This is a genomic window from Vagococcus salmoninarum (genome assembly GCF_003987495.1).
GTDB classification, from domain to species: Bacteria; Bacillota; Bacilli; order Lactobacillales; family Vagococcaceae; genus Vagococcus_D; species Vagococcus_D salmoninarum.
Genome location: NZ_NGJU01000016.1, coordinates 20,730 through 39,722, shown reverse-complemented (window position 1 = coordinate 39,722; position 18,993 = coordinate 20,730). Strand labels below are relative to the sequence as shown.

Annotated in this window: 22 protein-coding genes; 9 read left to right on the top strand and 13 right to left on the bottom strand. The window is 36.3% G+C overall.

From position 1 onward, the window contains the following. Positions 1-25: 25 nt before the first annotated feature. Complete coding sequence (locus CBF35_RS10595; RefSeq protein WP_126780947.1) at positions 26-1,285, bottom strand: MFS transporter; 1,260 nt, start codon at positions 1,283-1,285, stop codon at positions 26-28. 90 nt (positions 1,286-1,375) lie between these two features. Here CBF35_RS10595 and CBF35_RS10590 point away from each other — a divergent pair, with 90 nt between their 5' ends. The 3 genes from CBF35_RS10590 (at position 1,376) to CBF35_RS10580 (ending at position 3,633) form a co-directional block, all read left to right on the top strand. Next, complete coding sequence (locus CBF35_RS10590; RefSeq protein WP_126780945.1) at positions 1,376-2,272, top strand: Rgg family transcriptional regulator; 897 nt, start codon at positions 1,376-1,378, stop codon at positions 2,270-2,272. Between the two features lie 89 nt (positions 2,273-2,361). Further along, positions 2,362-2,934, top strand: a complete 573-nt coding sequence (locus tag CBF35_RS10585; protein ID WP_126780943.1) for a YdcF family protein — start codon at positions 2,362-2,364, stop codon at positions 2,932-2,934. Between the two features lie 102 nt (positions 2,935-3,036). Beyond that, positions 3,037-3,633 carry a nitroreductase family protein gene (locus CBF35_RS10580; RefSeq protein ID WP_126780941.1) on the top strand — a complete coding sequence of 199 codons (597 nt, stop codon included), beginning with the start codon at positions 3,037-3,039 and terminating at the stop codon, positions 3,631-3,633. Between the two features lie 39 nt (positions 3,634-3,672). On the opposite strand, the gene CBF35_RS10575 is transcribed toward CBF35_RS10580, so the two are convergent. The 5 genes from CBF35_RS10575 to CBF35_RS10555 all read right to left on the bottom strand — a co-directional run bounded on the left by CBF35_RS10575 (position 3,673) and on the right by CBF35_RS10555 (position 5,886). Continuing rightward, positions 3,673-4,089 carry a GNAT family N-acetyltransferase gene (locus CBF35_RS10575; RefSeq protein WP_126780939.1) on the bottom strand — a complete coding sequence of 139 codons (417 nt, stop codon included), beginning with the start codon at positions 4,087-4,089 and terminating at the stop codon, positions 3,673-3,675. After that, positions 4,089-4,604, bottom strand: a complete 516-nt coding sequence (locus CBF35_RS10570) for a gamma carbonic anhydrase family protein (protein WP_126780937.1) — start codon at positions 4,602-4,604, stop codon at positions 4,089-4,091. Before CBF35_RS10570 ends, CBF35_RS10575 begins: the two co-directional genes overlap by 1 nt. Then, positions 4,597-4,878 carry a hypothetical protein gene (locus CBF35_RS10565; protein ID WP_126780934.1) on the bottom strand — a complete coding sequence of 94 codons (282 nt, stop codon included), beginning with the start codon at positions 4,876-4,878 and terminating at the stop codon, positions 4,597-4,599. Before CBF35_RS10565 ends, CBF35_RS10570 begins: the two co-directional genes overlap by 8 nt. Before the next feature lie 134 nt (positions 4,879-5,012). After that, positions 5,013-5,195: a hypothetical protein gene (locus CBF35_RS10560; RefSeq protein WP_126780932.1), complete on the bottom strand. Its 183-nt coding sequence runs from the start codon at positions 5,193-5,195 to the stop codon at positions 5,013-5,015. Between the two features lie 16 nt (positions 5,196-5,211). After that, positions 5,212-5,886: an NAD(P)H-dependent oxidoreductase gene (locus tag CBF35_RS10555; protein ID WP_126780930.1), complete on the bottom strand. Its 675-nt coding sequence runs from the start codon at positions 5,884-5,886 to the stop codon at positions 5,212-5,214. A gap of 145 nt (positions 5,887-6,031) precedes the next feature. Here CBF35_RS10555 and CBF35_RS10550 point away from each other — a divergent pair, with 145 nt between their 5' ends. Continuing rightward, on the top strand, positions 6,032-6,340 hold the full coding sequence (locus CBF35_RS10550) for a hypothetical protein (RefSeq protein ID WP_126780928.1): 309 nt from the start codon (positions 6,032-6,034) through the stop codon (positions 6,338-6,340). Between the two features lie 93 nt (positions 6,341-6,433). Here the strand turns inward: CBF35_RS10550 and CBF35_RS10545 are convergent, their stop codons facing one another. Continuing rightward, positions 6,434-7,168: a LytR/AlgR family response regulator transcription factor gene (locus CBF35_RS10545; RefSeq protein WP_170174779.1), complete on the bottom strand. Its 735-nt coding sequence runs from the start codon at positions 7,166-7,168 to the stop codon at positions 6,434-6,436. A 283-nt stretch (positions 7,169-7,451) separates the two neighbouring features. Here CBF35_RS10545 and CBF35_RS10540 point away from each other — a divergent pair, with 283 nt between their 5' ends. Beyond that, positions 7,452-7,922 carry a DUF5626 family protein gene (locus CBF35_RS10540; RefSeq protein WP_126780924.1) on the top strand — a complete coding sequence of 157 codons (471 nt, stop codon included), beginning with the start codon at positions 7,452-7,454 and terminating at the stop codon, positions 7,920-7,922. Positions 7,923-8,334: 412 nt separating this feature from the next. After that, positions 8,335-8,493: a hypothetical protein gene (locus CBF35_RS14910; RefSeq protein ID WP_170174778.1), complete on the top strand. Its 159-nt coding sequence runs from the start codon at positions 8,335-8,337 to the stop codon at positions 8,491-8,493. A gap of 59 nt (positions 8,494-8,552) precedes the next feature. On the opposite strand, the gene CBF35_RS10535 is transcribed toward CBF35_RS14910, so the two are convergent. Together CBF35_RS10535 and gdhA are read right to left on the bottom strand one after the other, a co-directional pair. Next, the gene (locus tag CBF35_RS10535) at positions 8,553-9,899 is read right to left on the bottom strand and encodes a glucose-6-phosphate isomerase (protein ID WP_126780922.1); all 1,347 of its coding nucleotides are present in this window, start codon (positions 9,897-9,899) and stop codon (positions 8,553-8,555) included. A 173-nt stretch (positions 9,900-10,072) separates the two neighbouring features. Then, entirely contained in the window at positions 10,073-11,419 is a 1,347-nt protein-coding gene (gene gdhA, locus CBF35_RS10530) for an NADP-specific glutamate dehydrogenase (RefSeq protein WP_126780920.1), read from the bottom strand. Between the two features lie 157 nt (positions 11,420-11,576). On the opposite strand from gdhA, the gene CBF35_RS10525 reads away from it, so the two are divergent. Then, complete coding sequence (locus CBF35_RS10525) at positions 11,577-12,845, top strand: BaiN/RdsA family NAD(P)/FAD-dependent oxidoreductase (RefSeq protein ID WP_126780918.1); 1,269 nt, start codon at positions 11,577-11,579, stop codon at positions 12,843-12,845. 50 nt (positions 12,846-12,895) lie between these two features. Here the strand turns inward: CBF35_RS10525 and CBF35_RS10520 are convergent, their stop codons facing one another. Further along, on the bottom strand, positions 12,896-13,213 hold the full coding sequence (locus CBF35_RS10520; protein ID WP_126780916.1) for a MazG nucleotide pyrophosphohydrolase domain-containing protein: 318 nt from the start codon (positions 13,211-13,213) through the stop codon (positions 12,896-12,898). A 215-nt stretch (positions 13,214-13,428) separates the two neighbouring features. On the opposite strand from CBF35_RS10520, the gene CBF35_RS10515 reads away from it, so the two are divergent. After that, positions 13,429-13,965 (top strand): hypothetical protein, encoded by a 537-nt coding sequence (locus CBF35_RS10515; protein WP_126780914.1) that lies wholly within the window; start codon positions 13,429-13,431, stop codon positions 13,963-13,965. Between the two features lie 41 nt (positions 13,966-14,006). Here CBF35_RS10515 and ybaK read toward each other — a convergent pair whose 3' ends face one another. The 3 genes from ybaK to CBF35_RS10500 are packed head-to-tail and all read right to left on the bottom strand — an operon-like array spanning position 14,007 to position 16,468. Continuing rightward, entirely contained in the window at positions 14,007-14,495 is a 489-nt protein-coding gene (gene ybaK / locus CBF35_RS10510) for a Cys-tRNA(Pro) deacylase (protein ID WP_126780912.1), read from the bottom strand. Between the two features lie 31 nt (positions 14,496-14,526). Continuing rightward, entirely contained in the window at positions 14,527-15,276 is a 750-nt protein-coding gene (aroD, locus tag CBF35_RS10505) for a type I 3-dehydroquinate dehydratase (protein ID WP_126780910.1), read from the bottom strand. A gap of 13 nt (positions 15,277-15,289) precedes the next feature. Continuing rightward, positions 15,290-16,468 (bottom strand): class I SAM-dependent rRNA methyltransferase, encoded by a 1,179-nt coding sequence (locus tag CBF35_RS10500; RefSeq protein ID WP_126780908.1) that lies wholly within the window; start codon positions 16,466-16,468, stop codon positions 15,290-15,292. 288 nt (positions 16,469-16,756) lie between these two features. Between CBF35_RS10500 and CBF35_RS10495 the strand changes: the two genes are divergently transcribed. Then, positions 16,757-18,907: an LTA synthase family protein gene (locus CBF35_RS10495; RefSeq protein ID WP_280530459.1), complete on the top strand. Its 2,151-nt coding sequence runs from the start codon at positions 16,757-16,759 to the stop codon at positions 18,905-18,907. Positions 18,908-18,993: the final 86 nt, after the last annotated feature.

Here is an 18,993-nt window from a genome sequence, read left to right as displayed (position 1 = left end):
ACAACTTCCTCCTTTAGTGTTTTCTTTATTTTACCATATTAGTTGATTTTTCAACATTGACTTGCTGAGGTAAAAATTTAATTATCCCTAAGCACAGGCCACTACTCACCATAAAAAGACTTAGGCCCGTCTTTAAACCTAGGGCTGTAATAATTGTTGTAAAAAGGATTGTCATCATTGGGGCTGTTGCCATCAAGATCGTATTAACACCGCCAGAGACAGTTCCTAATTGAGCAACGGGAATGCTTTTTAATAATAAGGCCGATAGTTTCGGACTGGCCACACCACATAAAAAAGTAGCCATAATCGAACTAAGGTAGACGAATGGAATTGATTGCATCATCAAGGAAAGACTAATCAACGTTAAGCTTAGAAAGATTAATTGACAGATGAACATTAAAGAAAGATTTTTTGCTAGCTTCGCTCCTAATAAATTCCCGGCAATAATACCGACTGCGAATATGCCTTGCATCAAGGCAATCATTAAAGCAAAATTACCAACAATCAAATGAGGGTACTGACTGAAGTAAATACTAATTAATGGTGATAAGAGTGATAAAAAGCCATTGGCTGCAGCTAATAATAATAAGGCCCTAAATAAAAGTTGCTGCTGTTTTAAAATTTTCAGTGCACTCAAAATATCTTGAAAGAACTCCTTCAGACTTTGACTTTCAGTCACTGTTAATGACTCTTTTTCAATTTGGTGCAATTTAGGGCTTAACACTAACATCATGACCATCACAGCCCAGAACATTAAACTATTCAACCAAGCCATGACTTGATAAGAAAAGATGCCGATTAAGAAGGCACCGATAAACCCAGCAGCAATACTTGCCGTTTGTTGCAAGGCCCCACTTAAGCCTTGAGCTTCTTCCAAATCTTCTCCTTTGACAATGTAAGGATAAAAAACAATGGTCAAACCACTTGCATATTTACCAATAATATCGGAAATAAAGTTAATTGTAATAATCCCACCTAACAATAATAAGGACTGCTGAAAGCCCATTAAAATTCCAACGATTCCATATAAAAGGCCACGACTGGCTCCCATCATTATCAGCTTGCGATTTTTATTTCGACTTTGATCGGCTAAACCACCTGTCACTACGCCTAATAAGTATGGTAAAGTTTCTGATAAACTGACTAGCGTAATAGCTAAGGTAGCATTTTCAAACTGGCTAGCGTAGGTTAATAAGGCGATATAATAAATGCTGTCGCCAAAAGTTGAAAATAGCGTTGCAAAAATTAAGTGTCGGTAAGTTTGATTCATTTTTAATAGTTTCATAGTCAAGACTCCTTCGTTGGTTTTGATAGTTTTAGTTTACCTTGGAAAACTTCCCCTTCTAAAAAAAGTCTAGTATACTAGACCTATTAAATGAAAAGGAGCATAACTATCGAAACTTACGGACCTACCATTCGCCAAATTCGTCTTGATAAAGGCTTTCGGCAAAAAGAAATTTACAGTGGCATCGTCTCTAAATCTTATGCCATTGCCTTTGAAAAAGGCCAACACCAAATGGGGCTTAATCATTTTGAAAAAACCTTAGAACGGTTGTATTTAACTTACGATGAATTTATTTATATTAAAAATGGTTATCAAGGTCATGAACTGCAACCTTATGCTGAAATTTATGCTGACGCTTCGAACACTGGCAACTTAGCAGAGTTGAAAAAAAACTATCTCTCATTAGCAGATCAACTTGGCTTCAAAGCCACCCTCCAAAAAAACTTGATTTATCTAAGTGGTTTTTCAATTGCTTCTTTGACTAACCATTCTGACATCGCCTTTTGGGAACAAACAGCGGAACCGATCAAGTTCATCAAAAACTACTTGTTAGGGGTTGAAAGCTGGACGTTATTCGAATTAGAAGTCTTTGCTAATAGTTTATCTTACTTTCCAATCTCATTGACAACACAATTAATGGAGCGAGCTTTGCAAAAACTAGCTAACTACCAGCATTTCCAAGCAACTAACCGCTTATTAGCTGCCACTTTAATCAACTTTATCGATCAATTAGTTGATCAAAACGAGTGGTCGAAAGTTAACTATTTCCTCCCTGCTTTAAAAGAAATTAGTGATTCGATTGATATGTCTTTCGAACGAATTATTTATTTGTTTTTCGAAGGGGAATTAAACTACGCTTTAACTAAAGATCCTAACTATCTAAAACAAATTGATCAGTGTATTGCCATGATGAGCTTACTTGATCATCCGAAGTTTCTCCGAAGTTTTCAAACTGCTAAAGCAACTTTATTAAAAAACTGTCAATAAATATTATCTAATTCTTATACTTTTCCTCAACTTTCGTTAATATTTTCTCGTTATACTGTCACTAATGCAATTATAGGAGATGACACACGATGAAAAAATTTAAACGAATTGCCTTATTAATCTTTTCTTTAGGCTTACTCTACAGTATGTTAGTCTTCAGCTTGATTTTAAGCTCTGTTAACGACCAAGGGATTGAGTCCGCTGACTCATTAATCATTTTAGGTGCGCAAGTCCGGGGAAAACCTGCCAAGCCGAGTCCTGTTTTAAAAGAGCGCTTAGACACAGCCTTAATTTATTTACAAAATAATCCAGCTACAAAAGTCGTTGTTACTGGTGCCCAAGGTCATGATGAAATGGATTCTGAAGCTAATGTCATGGCTGACTATTTGATTAGTCACGGCATTGATCCAGACATGATTATCCGAGAAGACGAATCAACTAATACGATGGAAAACTTGCTGAATGCAAAAAAACTGACAGACTTAGGGCAAACAGTTGTGGTTTCTAATGATTTCCATCTCTATCGAGCCAAAATGTTAGCTAAACGAATCGGCATTAACAATGTCACTGGCTTAGCTGCAAAATCGACAACAAGTGCGAAAACCGTGACTTATTTACGGGAAGTTTTCGCCTTAGGCTATGGTTTAATCTTTAGTTGGTAACTTTTTTATTTTTTGTGAGCATAACTTTTTACTTATTTTAAGTAAGCAGATATACTAAGTCATGTAATCAAATAAAAAAAATATTAAAGGGGTACACATATTATGACAAACTTTATCGACACGTTAAAAAACAGACGCTCAATCTACGAGATTGGTTCTAATATTAGTTTAACAGAAACAGAATTAGAAACATTGATTCATTCAGCAGTCAAAGAAAGCCCATCATCATTTAACTCACAAACATCACGCGTCGTTATCTTATTAGAAGATGCTCACCAAAAATTATGGTCAATCGTTGAAGGGGCCTTAAAACCAGTGACACCAGCTGAAGCTTTTCCTAACACCCAAGCAAAATTAGCAAGTTTTGCAGCTGGCAAAGGAACAATCTTATTCTTTGAAGACACTGATGTTGTTAAATCTTTACAAGATCAATTTGCTTTATACGCTGATAACTTCCCAATCTGGTCTGAACAATCAACTGGTATTGCTCAACATTCTGTCTGGGTCGCTTTAGCTGAAAAAAATATTGGTGCCTCATTACAACACTACAACCCATTAATCGATAGCGAAGTCGCTAGCACTTGGGATATTCCAGCTAACTGGAAATTAACAGCTCAAATGCCTTTTGGTTCAATTGAAGCACCTGCTGGCGAGAAAGAATACATGGATGATGCCGCTCGTTTCCGCACAATTAAATAAATAAACAAAAAAAACAATCCCTAGGGATTGTTTTTTGTTTTATTTGAATTTGCCAAAAGCAACGACATTGCCATCATCACAAGAATTAAATCCCAGACTTTCATAAAACCTTCTCGTTCCTGGGGTTTCTTCTGTCAACAAAACTTTTTGTCGAACTTCTGGATAGGCTTCAAAGATTTTTGTCATTAGTTGGCTTCCCAAACCTTGTTTTTGAAAGCTTGGATTAACTAAAATATCTTGAATATAAATAATCGTTAAGCCATCTCCAACAACTCTAATTAGTCCACAAAGTTTCTCACCTTGCCAAAGACTAATCACCTTTAAGGATTTTGCCACAGCTTGTTGCAATAAGGCTGGCTGATCAGTATAGGCTGTCCAACCGACACTTCCATATAGTTCTAGTAACTGCTCTTGGCTGATGACTTGGTTGTCACTAAAGCGATAAGCTTCCGGCATTAGTCAACCTCCACATAACCAGCAGAATCTTGTTTAAATGCCTGACTTGCAAATTGTTGACTATTTTCAACATAATAGGCGGCATTTTGTGTAATGCCAGCAATTTCTTCCGGGGTTAAATGTCTAATAAATTTAGCTGGGCTACCCATAATTAAAGAATTAGGCGGGATTTGCTTGCCTTCCGTCACTAAAGAGTTAGCGCCAATAATGGTATTTTCACCAATCACCGCCCCATTCATCACCGTTGCCCCCATGCCTACTAAAACATTATTCCCAACTTCACAGCCATGAATAATACAGTTATGGCCCACCGTCACATCTGCCCCAATCAGCACAGGATGATCATGATCAACATGAACCACTGCCCCATCTTGGATATTTGTCCGCTCACCGATAATGATTTCGTTATAGTCTCCTCGTAAAACCGCTTGAAACCAAATATTACTTGCCGGTTTCAACTTAACTTTCCCGACAACATCTGCACTTTTAGCAATAAAAATTCCATCTTTACTCACTAGTTTCCGTCTCCTTTAATTGCATTTTACTTAGCTTAACAAAATGAGGTTTCCTCGTTAATGGCAACTCATCTGCCGTGATTATTTGCTTAAATATAATTCTCGACGTCGGCATGGAAAATAAGCTTCCACTAGCCAGACTTCTAAAAACGATTATTTTGTTCTCATTTATTTCTTGAACTACGTTCCAAAATTCTAATTCTCCAGCAACTAGGCTCTCCGCTTGAATGTAATATTTGTCTTGATCAATTGTCACAATTTCAATATAACTCATTCGACATCCCCCTTATTAGTTCCTTAACTATATTTTAGCACATTTCCTGAGAAAGCGCTGACACAAAAAAGCTATGACTTCTGTCATAGCTTTTTTAATTAAAGGGCTTTAATCCCACTCATTATAACATCAACTTATTTTCGCCAATTATTGGGACTCCACAAGGTACCATCGATTTCCCCTTGCTTTTGTTCTAGGCGAATGTCTTGTTCTAGAATGATTTTTTTCGTAGCAAAAATTAGCGCTTTTTGTTTGTAGTCACGACTACTTGTCATCCCCTGACTTAATTCTTTTTGAATCCATGCGCTTTTAGTCATTAACCTCACCCCTTCCTTAATCAAACTCAGCTAAAGTCTGATCTAGCTCAGCAATTTCTTCATAAGACTCTAACACATGACTTTGGGCATAAGTTAACGTTTCCTGATTGGGGTCAGCCAAGTCCCTAGCTCTTGCTTTTTCTAGTTCTCCCAAGAGCCATTTTGTTCGATCCTTTAAAGCCGAGCTATTAGGTCCTGTTAAATAATAGTGATAATCCGTCACTAAAGTTAGCTGTTCTTCCTCTGTTAAATAAGCAAATTGATAAATACAAAAATTTGGTAAATAGTTCATGCCGAAATAACGAGCCACACTTTGATACGGTGCCGTTAAACGATCGATTGTCTGGCCTTCTTTACCACCTACCCGATAAGCCGTTTCCGCCACCCCAATCGTGATGACTAATCCAAACTCTTTCCCTTGAAGCTTGCCTTCTCCTTGGCTTAATACAACGTCTTGCCACTCTTTAAGTAAAGCCGGTGAACTGTACCAATATAATGGAAACTGAAAGATAATTCGCTGATGTTCCTTTAAAAGGGCGAGTTCTTTAGCGGCATCTATTTTTCCATCAGGGTAACAGCTGTCTAAATGATGGAGAGTCACTGATTCATCATGGGCGACAGAATCTCTCAAAAAACGTTGGCTGCTAGAATTAACTAAGTCTGGGTGTGATATTATTACTAAAGTTTTCATAATTTGCCTCCTATTGTCCCATTTATTATATACTAAATCTGACAATCAAGAAATTTTTTGCCTTTCCTAGTTAAAAGATTTGTTTTCACTTAGAATTACCTCTATACTAGATAAGCATGTCATTAAAAAAAGGAGGCTAACACACATGTCAATTAGCGAATTTATCACTTATATCGAAGCCCGTTTAAATAGTAAAGATGCCTTCTACGCCAAATCTTTAGATGATCAACTTGCCAGAAACCAACGCCGGGCACCTGCCAAACGCTGGAATGAAGTTAAAATGGAGCGGGTGATTGATAAACAGTGGAAAGAATTACTTACTAATGTCTATAATCAAATCCGCCCACAAATCAATAAAGAACTACCTGGTGATGAGGCTTGGCTTAATTTTCTAACCCAAGATGATTTTTTAGAATCCATTGACGAATCAGTCTTTGAAATTGAATTTGAGTAATCTTTGATAGTTAGCAGTTATTTATATTATTGGTCATATAATTCAGAATGACACAATTAATTCTTTTTAGCTCTTGCTAAGAAGAATTTTTTATTAGTTTATAATCCCCTCTGACAGTGGCAATTCTTTGACTTTTTTTAGGGAAAGTAAACATTTTTCCCCATTAACCATGGTGATTTCTTTTTGTTTTCGATTGATTTCTCTAATATTTTTGCTATTGACCACACATGATTTATGGCTGGACAATAACTCTGGTGATAGACATTCAACGGCTTTTAACTTGCCATAAAATTCAAGTTGCCCTTTAACTAAGTGCAGCCTCAATTTGTGGGGAGTACCAGTCGTTTCAATAAACATTATGTCTGACAATGAAAAAATACAAGTTCTACTACCTATCTTAAGTTTAATTAAGTTAGGTTCCCATTCACTAGTTAGCTGATAGTGTCTTTGCCCTTGCTTTAAAACTTCTAGGGTCTTCTCTCTCAACATTAAGTAATCATCTTTAACAATGTATGCGATTGCTTCAATCTGATTATCAAAACTCAAAGTGATTTTCTTTATGTCATTGGTTAATAAAACAATTTTCCCCAGAGGATCAATATTTCTGATTTGTTTTCCCAACTCTAAGCCCGCCATTTGACCATCACCATCAATATCAATAAAATAAATCCCTCTAACCTGAGAGTTTTTAACTAAATAGGTAACTAATTTACAGGCTTCATTCGTCTTCATCATCACCTTCATGTCAAATTCTTCTATCATAATTTGATTATTTAACATTTTTTCAATTTTTTGACTTAGCTTCCAATTTGTTTCATAAATAAACACTGATAACATCAACCCCTCCTCCTCAATCAATAGTCCTTACAACTATAAAGTACGTCACTTAAAATCAAAAACATTTTTTAAAACTAACAAAAAAGAAATTTGGTGAGTTATTTTTATTAGTTCATGATAATATTCCCTTTAATTGCTGATTATGAGTTAGAATTATATTATCAAAAATAAGGATTTATTTTTATGTTTAAGTTATTAAAAAAAAATTTCTACAATATTTCTCGTCACTTTTAGTCTCTCAGGGTCATTGTTAACAATTTTATCAGTTACTGCTATGGCAACCGAAATTTCTACTCCTCAAATTAGCCCCTCAGATGATACTAATATTATTCCCACTTTAGCTTTAAATCAGTCTCACATTCAAACTATTTCCCTTGAATATGGCGAGGAAGCTAAGATAATCGTTACTAAAATCGAAGAGGGTGAACCTGAACTTCAGCTCCGGTGGTCTCATTGGCATACGAGGAACAACATAACTAATGGTACTTATAAAATTAATGTCATCTTCGGTCTAAACAATGCTGGTTTTACAATCCGTGTTAATAATAGAAATATAACTTCTGCTTACGATCAGTGGTTTGTTTCCGTTTATCAAGCTACTAGTTCTTTACGTCTCAATAATAGTAAGCAAGCGACTCTTTCTCTAACTTTTACCGCTTCAATACCTTGGATTGGTGGTCCATCATGGACTGGCGGAGTTCGTGCAAAAATTGAAGGAAGTAAATTAGTTACTTATTACCGCTAATATTCTCTCGACGAAGGAGGTCTTTATATGATTGGTGGCATTATTGTTTTCATAATTTTAGTTTGTTTACTGTATCTACTTTATCGATTAATCAAAAAATTTGTTCTCCCCCTACTTTAGTTTCTCTTATAGTTTATTGCTCCCTTACAACTTTGTCATTTTAAGGGGGCTTTCTGACAATTCTGTTAGCCCTTGGCTAGGCGCCTTTGTGGTATTATCAATTTATAGATAAACAAATCAAAGGAGTGGTATCAATGCTAATCTTAAAACTTATTTCTGCTTGTCTCTTATCGGTTTCCGTCATTTGGTACGTTCATTGCTTCTTTCGAGACATTGATGCTTAACCCTTTTCAAAAAAGGTAGTTTTTATTCTTTCTTTAAGATATTATATTAAAGAAAGGATGGTATCACTATGGTATTTGGTCTAATTGGCTTACTATTTTTTATTTTAATATTAATCATTTTTTATTGCGTCATTAAAGCCGCGGTTAGAGACGGCATCAACGAATCAAAGTTAGTTTCAAAAAAAACTCCCCCTCTTAAAGAGTCTGAAAAAATTAATCCAAACTAAAAAAATCCATTCAAGCTTTTTCCTTGAATGGATTTTTTATTTTATTCTAAAATAACTTCTTACAGACGGTTTTCTAATTCTTTTTGTAACTCTTCAAAACCAGGTTTACCTAATAAAGCAAACATGTTTTTCTTGTAGGCTTCAACACCTGGTTGGTCAAATGGATTAACGCCATTAATATAACCAGACACCCCAACGGCGATTTCAAAGAAGTACATTAAGTAACCTAAAGTAAAGGCATCTGTTTCTGGAATCGTAATCACAAAGTTTGGCACGTCACCATCAGTATGAGCTAATAATGTTCCCTCAAAGGCTTTCGTGTTAACGAAGTCGATTTCTTTTCCTTGTAAGTAGCCTAATCCATCTAAATCAAGATCTAATTCAGGAATTGTTAATGTATGACGGGCTTTATCAATTTTGATTACTGTTTCAAAAATGTTTCTTGATCCGTCTTGAATTGATTGACCAATTGAGTGTAAATCAGTTGAGAAGTTAGCACTTGCTGGGTAAATACCTTTTTGATCTTTACCTTCTGATTCGCCAAATAATTGTTTCCACCACTCAGAGAAGTATTGTAACCCAGGCTCATAGTTAACTAAAATTTCAGTCACTTTCCCTTTACGGTATAAAATATTTCTTAAAGCCGCGTATTGATAAGCTTGGTTGTCAGCAAGTTGATCACTACTGAAATCTGTTCTTGCTGCTGCTGCTCCAGCCATCAAGCCATCGATGTCTGCGCCACTAACGGCAATCGGTAATAAGCCAACTGCGGTTAAGACTGAAAAACGTCCGCCGATATCATCAGGAATAACGAATGTTTCCCAATTTTCAGAGTCAGCTTCAACTTTAACTGCCCCTTTTTCTTTATCTGTTGTTGCATAAATTCGTTTGTTAGCTGCTTCTTTACCGTATTTTTTAATTAATAACTCTTTAAAGACACGGAAAGCAATCGCTGGCTCAGTTGTTGTCCCAGATTTAGAAATCACGTTAATCGAGAAGTCACGATCACCAATAATTTGGATTAAATCTGCTAAATAAGTTGAGCTAATGCTGTTACCTGCAAAGAACACTTGTGGTGCTTTACGCTCCTTGCTATCTAATAAGTTGTAAAATGAGTGGTTTAAGAAATCTAGAGCAGCTTTCGCTCCAAGATATGACCCACCAATTCCGATGACTACTAATACTTCAGAATCTTCTTGAATCTTCGTCGCTGCTTTTTTAATACGAGCAAATTCATCTTTGTCGTAATTAACAGGTAGGTCGATCCAACCTAAATAATCACTACCAGCACCAGTTCCTTCTCTTAATGCTTTATCAGCTGCTGAAACTTGGTTTTGCATATATTCTAATTCGTGTTCGCCAATGTATGAACCAATTTTAGAATAATCAAACTTAATGTGTGACATTGTTGTTCCTCCTTCAAGGTTTTAGTAATTCTTCATTCCCTCTATACTTTACGTTTTTTTCAAGCATTTTTCAAGTAAACAAGTAAACTTCCATGTAAAAAAGTGAAAAAAAGAGCAACTAATAAATAGTTGCTCTGCCCTTTTAGCATTTTTGTTTGTGAAATTTTAATTAATTAGACCAATCCTTGAGAGATCATCGCTGTCGCAACTTTAGCAAAGCCAGCAATATTAGCACCGGCAAGTAAATCACCACTGGTGGCATATTCTGTGGCAGTATCACGACAAGTTGTATAAATTTTTTCCATAATTTGATCTAACTGTTGATCCACTTCGTCTTTCGTCCAAGCTAATCGTTGAGAGTTTTGTGACATCTCTAGAGCTGAGACAGCTACACCACCAGCATTAGCCGCTTTTCCAGGACAATAATTAATCCCTGCTTCTTTAAAGATTTCAACTGCAGCTAGAGTACTTGGCATATTAGCTCCTTCTGCCACAATCTTAACGCCTGCTGCGACTAAAACTTTAGCTAGCTCAGCGTCAATTTCATTTTGAGTGGCACAAGGTAAAGCGATATCGTAGGCTTCACGATATGACCAAACTGATTCCCCTGGAAAATAAGTCGCTGAGTCTCGTTCATTTGCGTAAGCTGACAGGCGTTCCCGTTTAACTTCCTTAACCTCTTTCAATAAAGCCACATCAATTCCCTCGGTATCAATAAGATAACCACTTGAATCAGAACAACTAATCACTTTTCCACCTAGTTCTTGAGCCTTTTGAATCGCATAAATCGCCACATTACCACTACCAGAGACAATGATTTTTTTAGCTTCTAACGTGTCCTTTTGATCAGCTAATAAATACTTCACAAAATAAACTAGACCATAGCCTGTGGCTTCGGTTCTGCCTAAACTGCCCCAGTAAGCTAAAGGTTTACCTGTTAAAACCCCGCCTTGATGGCCATTTAAACGTTTATATTGACCAAAGAGATAACCAATTTCCCGAGCACCTACCCCAATATCGCCAGCAGGCACGTCCATACTTGGACCAATGTACTTTTGCAATTCCGTCATTAAACTTTGACAAAAACGCATAATTTCCGGGTCTGATTTCCCTTTAGGGTCAAAATCACTGCCACCTTTACCTCCACCGATTGGCAGGCCGGTTAAGCTATTTTTAAAGATTTGTTCGAAGGCTAAAAATTTCATGACACTTTCTGTCACTGTCGGGTGAAAACGCATGCCACCTTTGTAGGGACCAATCGCTGAATTATACTGAACCCGAAACCCGCGATTAACTTGCCATTTCCCTTGGTCGTCTTGCCAAGGTATTCTAAATTGAATTAAGCGCTCCGGTTCTAACATCAGTTCCAAAACATTACTTTCCATGATTTGAGGATTTTTAGTTAAAAAGGTGGCAATTGTTGGCAAAAACTCATGAATTGCCTGTAAATATTCCTCTTGCCCTGGATTCTTTTGTTCAATTTTTTCAGTTAAGTTTAACAAATAGTTGCTTACTGTCATTTTCCCGACACCTCCATTAATATTTTTTATAAGTATATAGTATATTGCAACAAAATAAAAGTATTTTCATTATTCTTTCACTAGTTTCTTTCAATCTTAAGAGAGTAGCTTTTATACTCATTTATGGTAAACTTATTTAGAACGGAGGAGAGTATTTATGACGAAAGATGTCATCGTTATCGGTGCCGGGACTAGTGGCATGATGGCAGCTATTTCTGCTGCCCAACATGGCGCAAAAACCATGCTAATCGAAAAAAATAAAAAAGTTGGAAAAAAACTACTATTAACAGGGGGTGGTCGCTGTAATGTGACTAATAATCGCCCTGCAGAAGATATTATTCACCACATTCCCGGGAACGGCAAATTTTTATACAGCGCTTTTTCACAATTTGATAATCATCAAGTGATGGCCTTTTTTGAGGAAAATGGCGTTTCACTTAAAGAAGAAGATCACGGTCGGATGTTTCCTGTTAGCAATCGCTCGAAAACAATTGTCGGTTGTCTCTTTGATAAAATGATTGAACTAGGCGTCGAAGTCTTAACAGAAGCCTCTGTTAAAAAATTACTTATTGAAGACAAACGGATTGTCGGTGTCCAATTAGACTCTGGTGAGCGCCACATTGCCCCTTGTGTGATTGTTTCTACTGGTGGTAAAACCTATCAACACACTGGTTCTACTGGTGATGGGTATCGCTTCGCTAAAAAAGCTGGCCATACTGTCACTCACTTATTTCCAACCGAGTCTCCCTTATTATCTGATGAACCATTTATAAAAAATAAAACCCTCCAAGGTCTAGCTTTGCAAGACGTGGGTTTAACTGTTTTAAATGAAAAAAATAAAGCCATCGTGACTCATGAAATGGACTTATTATTCACCCATTTCGGTGTTTCTGGTCCGGCGGCTTTACGTTGTAGCATGTTTGTTAATAACGAACTTGAAAAACGGCAAACTGTAACGGTGGCTTTAGATGCCATGCCTTTAAAAACACCTCAAGAGGTCTCTCAAATGATTACTGAGCGCCAAAGAGAGTTTGAAGATAAATCCATTAAAAACGGCTTGAAAAATCTCTTACCTGAACGTTACTTAGAGTTTCTCTTAGAAAAAGCTGGCATTGATGGTAGTCTACCTTTAAAACGCTTAGAAGATAAAGAACAAGCTGAGCTAGTTGCTTTAATTAAAGAGTTTAAAATTGAAGTTAATGGGACTTGGCCTGTTGAAAAATCTTTTGTAACAGGTGGTGGCATTGCTCTTAAAGAAATCCAACCAAAATCTCTTGAAAGTAAATTAGTCGATGGTTTATTTTTCACTGGTGAAGTCTTAGACGTCAATGGTTATACTGGTGGCTATAACATTACGGCTGCCTTTGTCACAGGTCATGTGGCAGGTAAACACGCTGCTGAAATTGCTAGTTATTATGCTTATTAATTAAAAAAGAGTGTCAGAACCTATTTTTACTGTCAGGTTCTGACTCTCTTTTATTTTTTGTACCGTGAAAGTAATTTAGCTTGATGATTGACCATAATTGTTTCTAAAGAAATCTCATATTTATCAGCAATAATAAAGACATTATCTAAGACATCTCCTAATTCTTCAATTAAATTAGCTAACTTAGCTTCTGGGGTCTCTTCAATTTCATCTGGTCGATCACGGCCTATTTCCAAATCACGAATGGCCCGACTGACTTCACCAACTTCTTCATTCAAAAAATTAGCCCGAATGAACGGCCCGTAATTATACCAATCTCTTTCTTTATAAAACTCACTAATAAATAACTGATAATCCTTAATATCCATCTGCCACGTCACCCCATCATTCTTTTTATACCAACAAAATAGTAGCTCATTTATTTATAAATTGAAAGAGATTTAGCTTGAATTTTTTAAAAATAAACTTCTAACTGCCTTGAGCTAACAGGAATTGGGACTTCTATTAATGGCTTCTTTTTGTAAGTCCGCAAACTTTGTTATATAATAGAACTGATAAGAATTATTATATTGGAGGAGATTAAATGTTCCAACAAAAGAAAGTTTTTAAGACCTTAGAAAATCGTCAATTTACATCAGAAAGTTTATTAGCCGAATTAGAATTAATGAAGAAATTTGATTTTGACGACGTGTCATACACAGGTTTAAACTTAAACTTAGACATGTTAATGACTCAAAATATTCGTGATAAAAATTTCCAACTGATTGAATCAGTTAACGGATTAGCTAAAAAATCTTATCAAAATTGGCAAGCTGATTTAACGACAGCAATTAATATTTATAACCAATTTGCTGAATACACCCGTGAACACTTTAATGAGTTTTTAAAAGAATCACAGGCTTTCCAAGAGGAAACAGGTTACTCTAACACTTCTAGCCAGTTTAAAGATTTCTTCGAACAAGGAAACTCAATGTACTTCCATGATGTTTTACATAGTGTTTTTAATATCTCCCGTCGCTTAGACTTATCGATTGAAGATTTTGAAGAAGCCTTAGCGACTGATAATGAGACTGTCTCTGATTATCCTTTACCAAAGAAAAAAGTTTTTGAAACTAAATAAAAAAAACGGATCTGGGACTTAACTGTCACAGATCCATTTTTTTATGTTAACGTCAGCTTGGCAAACTGTCCCTTAGTAGCTCTCGCTAAATCTTCTGATTGAAGACTCATTTGCAAGCCACGGCGACCGGCTGAAATATGGATTTCCTTTTGAATCTGAGCCTTGTCATCAATAAAAGTCGGAAATAATTTCTTCATACCAATTGGCGAACAGCCGCCGCGAATATAACCTGTAGTGCTCTCTAACTCTCTCAAGTGCAACATTTCCATTTTTTTATTACCACTGATTTTGGCTAAACTTTTTAAATCTAGTTCACAATTACCAGGGATTACCGCAACTACTGGTCCAGTTTTATTGCCCACAGTCACAAGTGTTTTATAAATCGCCCCTGCTGGCAAGCCCAATGTTTTAGCTGTTGTATTGGCATCAATGTGTTCTTCCTCAAAAGGGTATTCCGCTTCTTGATACGCAATCTTCATTTGTTCCAAGAGCCGAATTGCATTAGTTTTCTGAATTTTTTTCTTCGCCATCTCTTCACTTCCTAGAATTTGCTGATTTTCTCTAGCTCGGGGTGAGCCATTGAGAAAGCTCTGAAACCATTAATTGTCCTGGCGCTGAAGTCGTCCTCAATCCACCAAAAGTAATCGCTGACCCAACTAAGCCCCCTGCTAAACGACTGATTTTGCCTAATTCGCCCATCGATATCGTAATCAATGGTTGGCTATCTAATCGCTGATTTAGTTGATCTGTCACAACTAAAAGGTCTAGGACGTCACTCGCTTTTTGCGGCATCACCGCAATTTTCGCTAGATCCCCACCAACTTCTTCTAGTTCCAGAATTTTTTCGACTAATGCCATTTGGCTAGGTGTCTCTTTAAAGTTGTGATAAGAAATAATGATTGCTACGTTTGCCTGACGGGCGGCTTTAATCACTGGTTCTAAACTACTTTGACCAAAACGACCTTCTAAATCAATTCCTTGACCAATTTTTGCGGTCAGTAAGCCTAAGTACAACTGATTGTAGGCACTCCCTTTTAAGGCACTTTCACCACCTTCAACTTTCGATCTAAACGTTAAGAGTAACGGTTTATCTCCCAGGACTTCTTGGACTTTTTGACCTAAATTGATGATTTGAGCTGGAGTAAATTGCGGAATTAAGTAATCTAAACGCCATTCAATCAATTCAGCTTGAGACTCTTTAATTTCTAAGGCTTGAGTTAAACAGCTTTCTTCATCTTTGCCAACAATTGACACACAGATTTTAGGACTGCCTTGACCTATTGCTACTTTTCCCATCAAAACTTCTTTCATAATTGCCTCCTTGTTAATCTAATTGATAGATTAATACTTTTAAGTAGTTTCCTTCTTTGAAACTACGATTAATTACATAATCTTGCGGTAAACGATGAGTCTCAGTTAATTTAAATTTGCGACCTTGACTTTTCAAGCCTTGTTCAACCATCTTTTGGTATTTATCCAAAGACACATTAGCCGCATTAGTTGAGGCAATTAACCAACCTTGTGAGTTAATTAACCCCGCCACATCTGCTACTAAATCACCATAATTTTGGGCCACTGAAAAAGTTCGCTTTTTACTTCGGGCAAAACTTGGTGGATCAAGAATAATCATATCGAAGGACATCCCTTTGCGTTTCGCATAATTAAAATAATCAAAGACATCCATCACAACAATCTTATTCGCTTCTAGAGATAAATCATTGACTTCAATCATTTCTTTAGTCTTTGGTAAACTTCTTTTAGCTAAATCAACACTGACGGTACTAGTCGCACCTCCCCTTGCTGCCGCTACAGAGAAAGCACCAGTATAACTAAAGGTATTTAAAACACTCATGCCACTAGCCATCCCAGCCACTAAGCGACCTCTGACATCTTTTTGATCAAGGAAGATACCAGTCATCATGCCTTCATTTAAATAGGTGGCAAAGGTTACCCCATTTTCTAAAACTAACAAAGGCTCTGGGGCAACCTCACCAAAGATATGTTGGGATTCGACAATCCCTTGGCTTTCAAAGCGATTTTTTTCATAGAGTCCTTTAATCATTGGGACAGCTTCAATCAAAGCGGCGGTAATTAATTCACGGTGTTGATAAATGCTTTGATTGTACCAAGAAATCACTGCAAACTGATTGTAAATATCAAGGGTCATTCCACCAACCCCATCCCCTTCACCATTAAACAAGCGGTAAGCCGTTGTTTGAGGGTTATTAACTAAGTCGTGACGTTTAGCCAAGGCCTTAGCAAATGACTGCTGGAAAAATTCAAGATCGATTGCCTCATTCGCTACCCGACTTAAGACCCAGCCGATGCCTTTATTTTGAACGCCTAAATAGCCAGTCCCTAAATACTCATTTTGAGGAGAATAAAAAGTGACCCAGTCTGAAGTGACTTTTTCTTGTGGATTAAGTAAATCCATTTTTTGAATCAAAGGATAGCCTTGGCTAATTTTGCCACAGACTTTTTTATTTAATTGAATTTTTTTCATAATTTTCTCATTTCTAATATAATTTCTTCACACTTTTTTTGTATACTTTTCTTAAAGTCTATTCTAACATAATTTTAGTTGTTTGATGATATCTTCCATTAATAACCAACTTTTGCTTTTATATATGAAAATAATCAGATTGTAATTTTCATGAAATGAATGCAAATTGACAAAGGAGTCACTTTCTTGGTAAAATGAAGAGTGTGGGTTTCTGTGCCCACAACTAAAATTACGCAAAAACTCTAAAAATAACGACTGAAACATGGAAACTGAAAGGAAGTTTTAACTTTGAAAAAATCACACTATCCAAACTGGCTTAACAAACGGATGGGGTTCTTCGGATTATTAATTATTTTATTTTGGGCAAAAAGTATTTTTGCTTACATAATTGACTTTAATTTAGGCGTTGAAAATGCCTTCCAATACTTTATCTTATTCATTAATCCATTTGCCTCATCAATCTTTTTACTATCAGCTGCCCTCTACATCAAAAATAAAAAAGGCTCATACATTACAATGCTAATTATTTACTCATTAATGACCTTACTATTATTCTCTAATGTGACTTATTACCGAGAGTTTACTGATTTTATTACGATCAATACGATGCTAGGTGCTGGTAAAGTTGCTTCTGGCTTAGGGGAAAGTGCTCTTCGACTTTTCCGTCCTTATGATTTCGTCTACGTGATCGACATTCTAATAATTATCTTTATGTTAGCAACTAAACGAATCAAAATGGAAACTCAACCTTTACGTGCCCGTTTAGCTTTTGCAATGACTGCTCTGTCAGTGATGGTTTTCACCGCTAACTTATCTTTAGCTGAAACAAGCCGCTCTGAATTGTTGAAACGAACATTTTCAAGAGACCATATCATTAAATACTTAGGAATTAACTTCTTTACAGCTTACGACGGTGTCCAAACTTACAAAGCAAACCAAAATCGTGCTCAAGCAAGTGAAAACGATGTTGTTACTATTGAAGAATACGTTAAAGAACACCACGCTGAAGCAAATCCTGAATTATTCGGAATTGCTAAAGACCGTAACGTTATCTACATTCACTTAGAAAGTTTACAACAATTTGTAATTGATTATAAACTAAAAGATGAAAATGGCGTTGAACACGAAGTCACACCTTTCTTAAACAAAATTTTCCACGGCCAAGATACTTTTAGTTTTGAAAATTCATTCCACCAAGTAAAATCTGGTAAAACGAGTGATGCTGAAACCTTACTTGAGAATTCATTCTTTGGTTTAAACCAAGGGCCATTGTTTACTCAACTGGGTGATAAAAATACGTTCCAAGCCGCTCCTGCTATTTTAAATCAAGAAGCTGGCTACACTAGTGCCGTCTTCCACGGAAATGCTGGGACTTTCTGGAACCGCAACGAAACTTACAAACACCTTGGTTACAATTATTTCTTTGATGCTAGTTACTATGATGTTAACGAAAGTAATTCGTTCCAATACGGTTTACATGATAAGCCATTTTTCCAACAATCAATTCAATATTTAGAACATATGCAACAACCTTTCTACACGAAAATGATTGCTGTTTCAAATCATTATCCTTATTCAGAATTTAAAGATGACGATGCTGGCTTCCCCTTAGCAGACACGAAAGACACTACGATTAATGGTTACTTCGCCACTGCTAACTATTTAGATAAGGCCGTTGAAGAGTTCTTCAACTACTTAAAAACAAGTGGCCTTTATGAAAACTCAATGATCGTGATGTACGGCGATCACTACGGAATTTCAGACTCACGTAACACCGACTTAGCAGAACTTGTTGGCAAGAGCCCTGTTGAATGGGGAGACTTTGACAATGCGCAAATGCAACGTGTGCCTTTAATGTTCCACATTCCAGGTGAAACTAAAGGTGGCGTTAACTCAACCTTTGGCGGTCAAGTGGATGTCTTACCAACCTTACTAAGTTTACTAGGCATTGATAACTCAAAATACTTACAATTAGGACAAGATTTATTTTCAAAAGAAAATGAGCAAATCGTAGCCTTTAGAAATGGTAACTTTATGACACCTAAATACACTGTTATTGGGGACAATGTCTATGATAATTCTACTGGTAGTATGATTCATGAACTTGGTGAAGAGTTAACAGAAGAAATTAAAGGTTACCGTGAGAAAGTCATGAAACAGTTAAATACATCTGATAGCTTAACCAATGGTGACTTATTACGTTACTTTGACAGTGGCTTGAAAGAAGTTGTTCCAACTGATTATAATTATAAAAATCAACTGGAGCAATTACAACAAATTGAAGCTGATAAAGGCGCCGACTCAACTAGTCTCTTTAGCCAAAATGGTAATAAATCAACCGTTGATTCATATATCACTAAACCTTTTAAAGAGTACTACCCAGAGTTAGCTAATGAGAAAACTGAAGCAACTTCTTCAACTGAAGAAAAAACAGAATAAGCTTAAGCCACGAATTAACTTAAATTCGTGGCTTTTTTATGCTTTATCCGCTTTAATTTCATATATTTTTCACATGTTCTGTTTAT

Bases quoted from the DNA above. Each gene is read 5' to 3' on its own strand.
- CBF35_RS10595 (WP_126780947.1), bottom strand. From the start codon at position 1,285: ATGAAACTATTAAAAATGAATCAAACTTACCGACACTTAATTTTTGCA.
- CBF35_RS10590 (WP_126780945.1), top strand. From the start codon at position 1,376: ATGAAAAGGAGCATAACTATCGAAACTTACGGACCTACCATTCGCCAA.
- CBF35_RS10585 (WP_126780943.1), top strand. From the start codon at position 2,362: ATGAAAAAATTTAAACGAATTGCCTTATTAATCTTTTCTTTAGGCTTA.
- CBF35_RS10580 (WP_126780941.1), top strand. From the start codon at position 3,037: ATGACAAACTTTATCGACACGTTAAAAAACAGACGCTCAATCTACGAG.
- CBF35_RS10575 (WP_126780939.1), bottom strand. From the start codon at position 4,089: ATGCCGGAAGCTTATCGCTTTAGTGACAACCAAGTCATCAGCCAAGAG.
- CBF35_RS10565 (WP_126780934.1), bottom strand. From the start codon at position 4,878: ATGAGTTATATTGAAATTGTGACAATTGATCAAGACAAATATTACATT.
- CBF35_RS10560 (WP_126780932.1), bottom strand. From the start codon at position 5,195: ATGACTAAAAGCGCATGGATTCAAAAAGAATTAAGTCAGGGGATGACA.
- CBF35_RS10555 (WP_126780930.1), bottom strand. From the start codon at position 5,886: ATGAAAACTTTAGTAATAATATCACACCCAGACTTAGTTAATTCTAGC.
- CBF35_RS10550 (WP_126780928.1), top strand. From the start codon at position 6,032: ATGTCAATTAGCGAATTTATCACTTATATCGAAGCCCGTTTAAATAGT.
- CBF35_RS10540 (WP_126780924.1), top strand. From the start codon at position 7,452: ATGGCAACCGAAATTTCTACTCCTCAAATTAGCCCCTCAGATGATACT.
- CBF35_RS14910 (WP_170174778.1), top strand. From the start codon at position 8,335: ATGGTATTTGGTCTAATTGGCTTACTATTTTTTATTTTAATATTAATC.
- CBF35_RS10535 (WP_126780922.1), bottom strand. From the start codon at position 9,899: ATGTCACACATTAAGTTTGATTATTCTAAAATTGGTTCATACATTGGC.
- gdhA (WP_126780920.1), bottom strand. From the start codon at position 11,419: ATGACAGTAAGCAACTATTTGTTAAACTTAACTGAAAAAATTGAACAA.
- CBF35_RS10525 (WP_126780918.1), top strand. From the start codon at position 11,577: ATGACGAAAGATGTCATCGTTATCGGTGCCGGGACTAGTGGCATGATG.
- CBF35_RS10520 (WP_126780916.1), bottom strand. From the start codon at position 13,213: ATGGATATTAAGGATTATCAGTTATTTATTAGTGAGTTTTATAAAGAA.
- CBF35_RS10515 (WP_126780914.1), top strand. From the start codon at position 13,429: ATGTTCCAACAAAAGAAAGTTTTTAAGACCTTAGAAAATCGTCAATTT.
- ybaK (WP_126780912.1), bottom strand. From the start codon at position 14,495: ATGGCGAAGAAAAAAATTCAGAAAACTAATGCAATTCGGCTCTTGGAA.
- aroD (WP_126780910.1), bottom strand. From the start codon at position 15,276: ATGAAAGAAGTTTTGATGGGAAAAGTAGCAATAGGTCAAGGCAGTCCT.
- CBF35_RS10500 (WP_126780908.1), bottom strand. From the start codon at position 16,468: ATGAAAAAAATTCAATTAAATAAAAAAGTCTGTGGCAAAATTAGCCAA.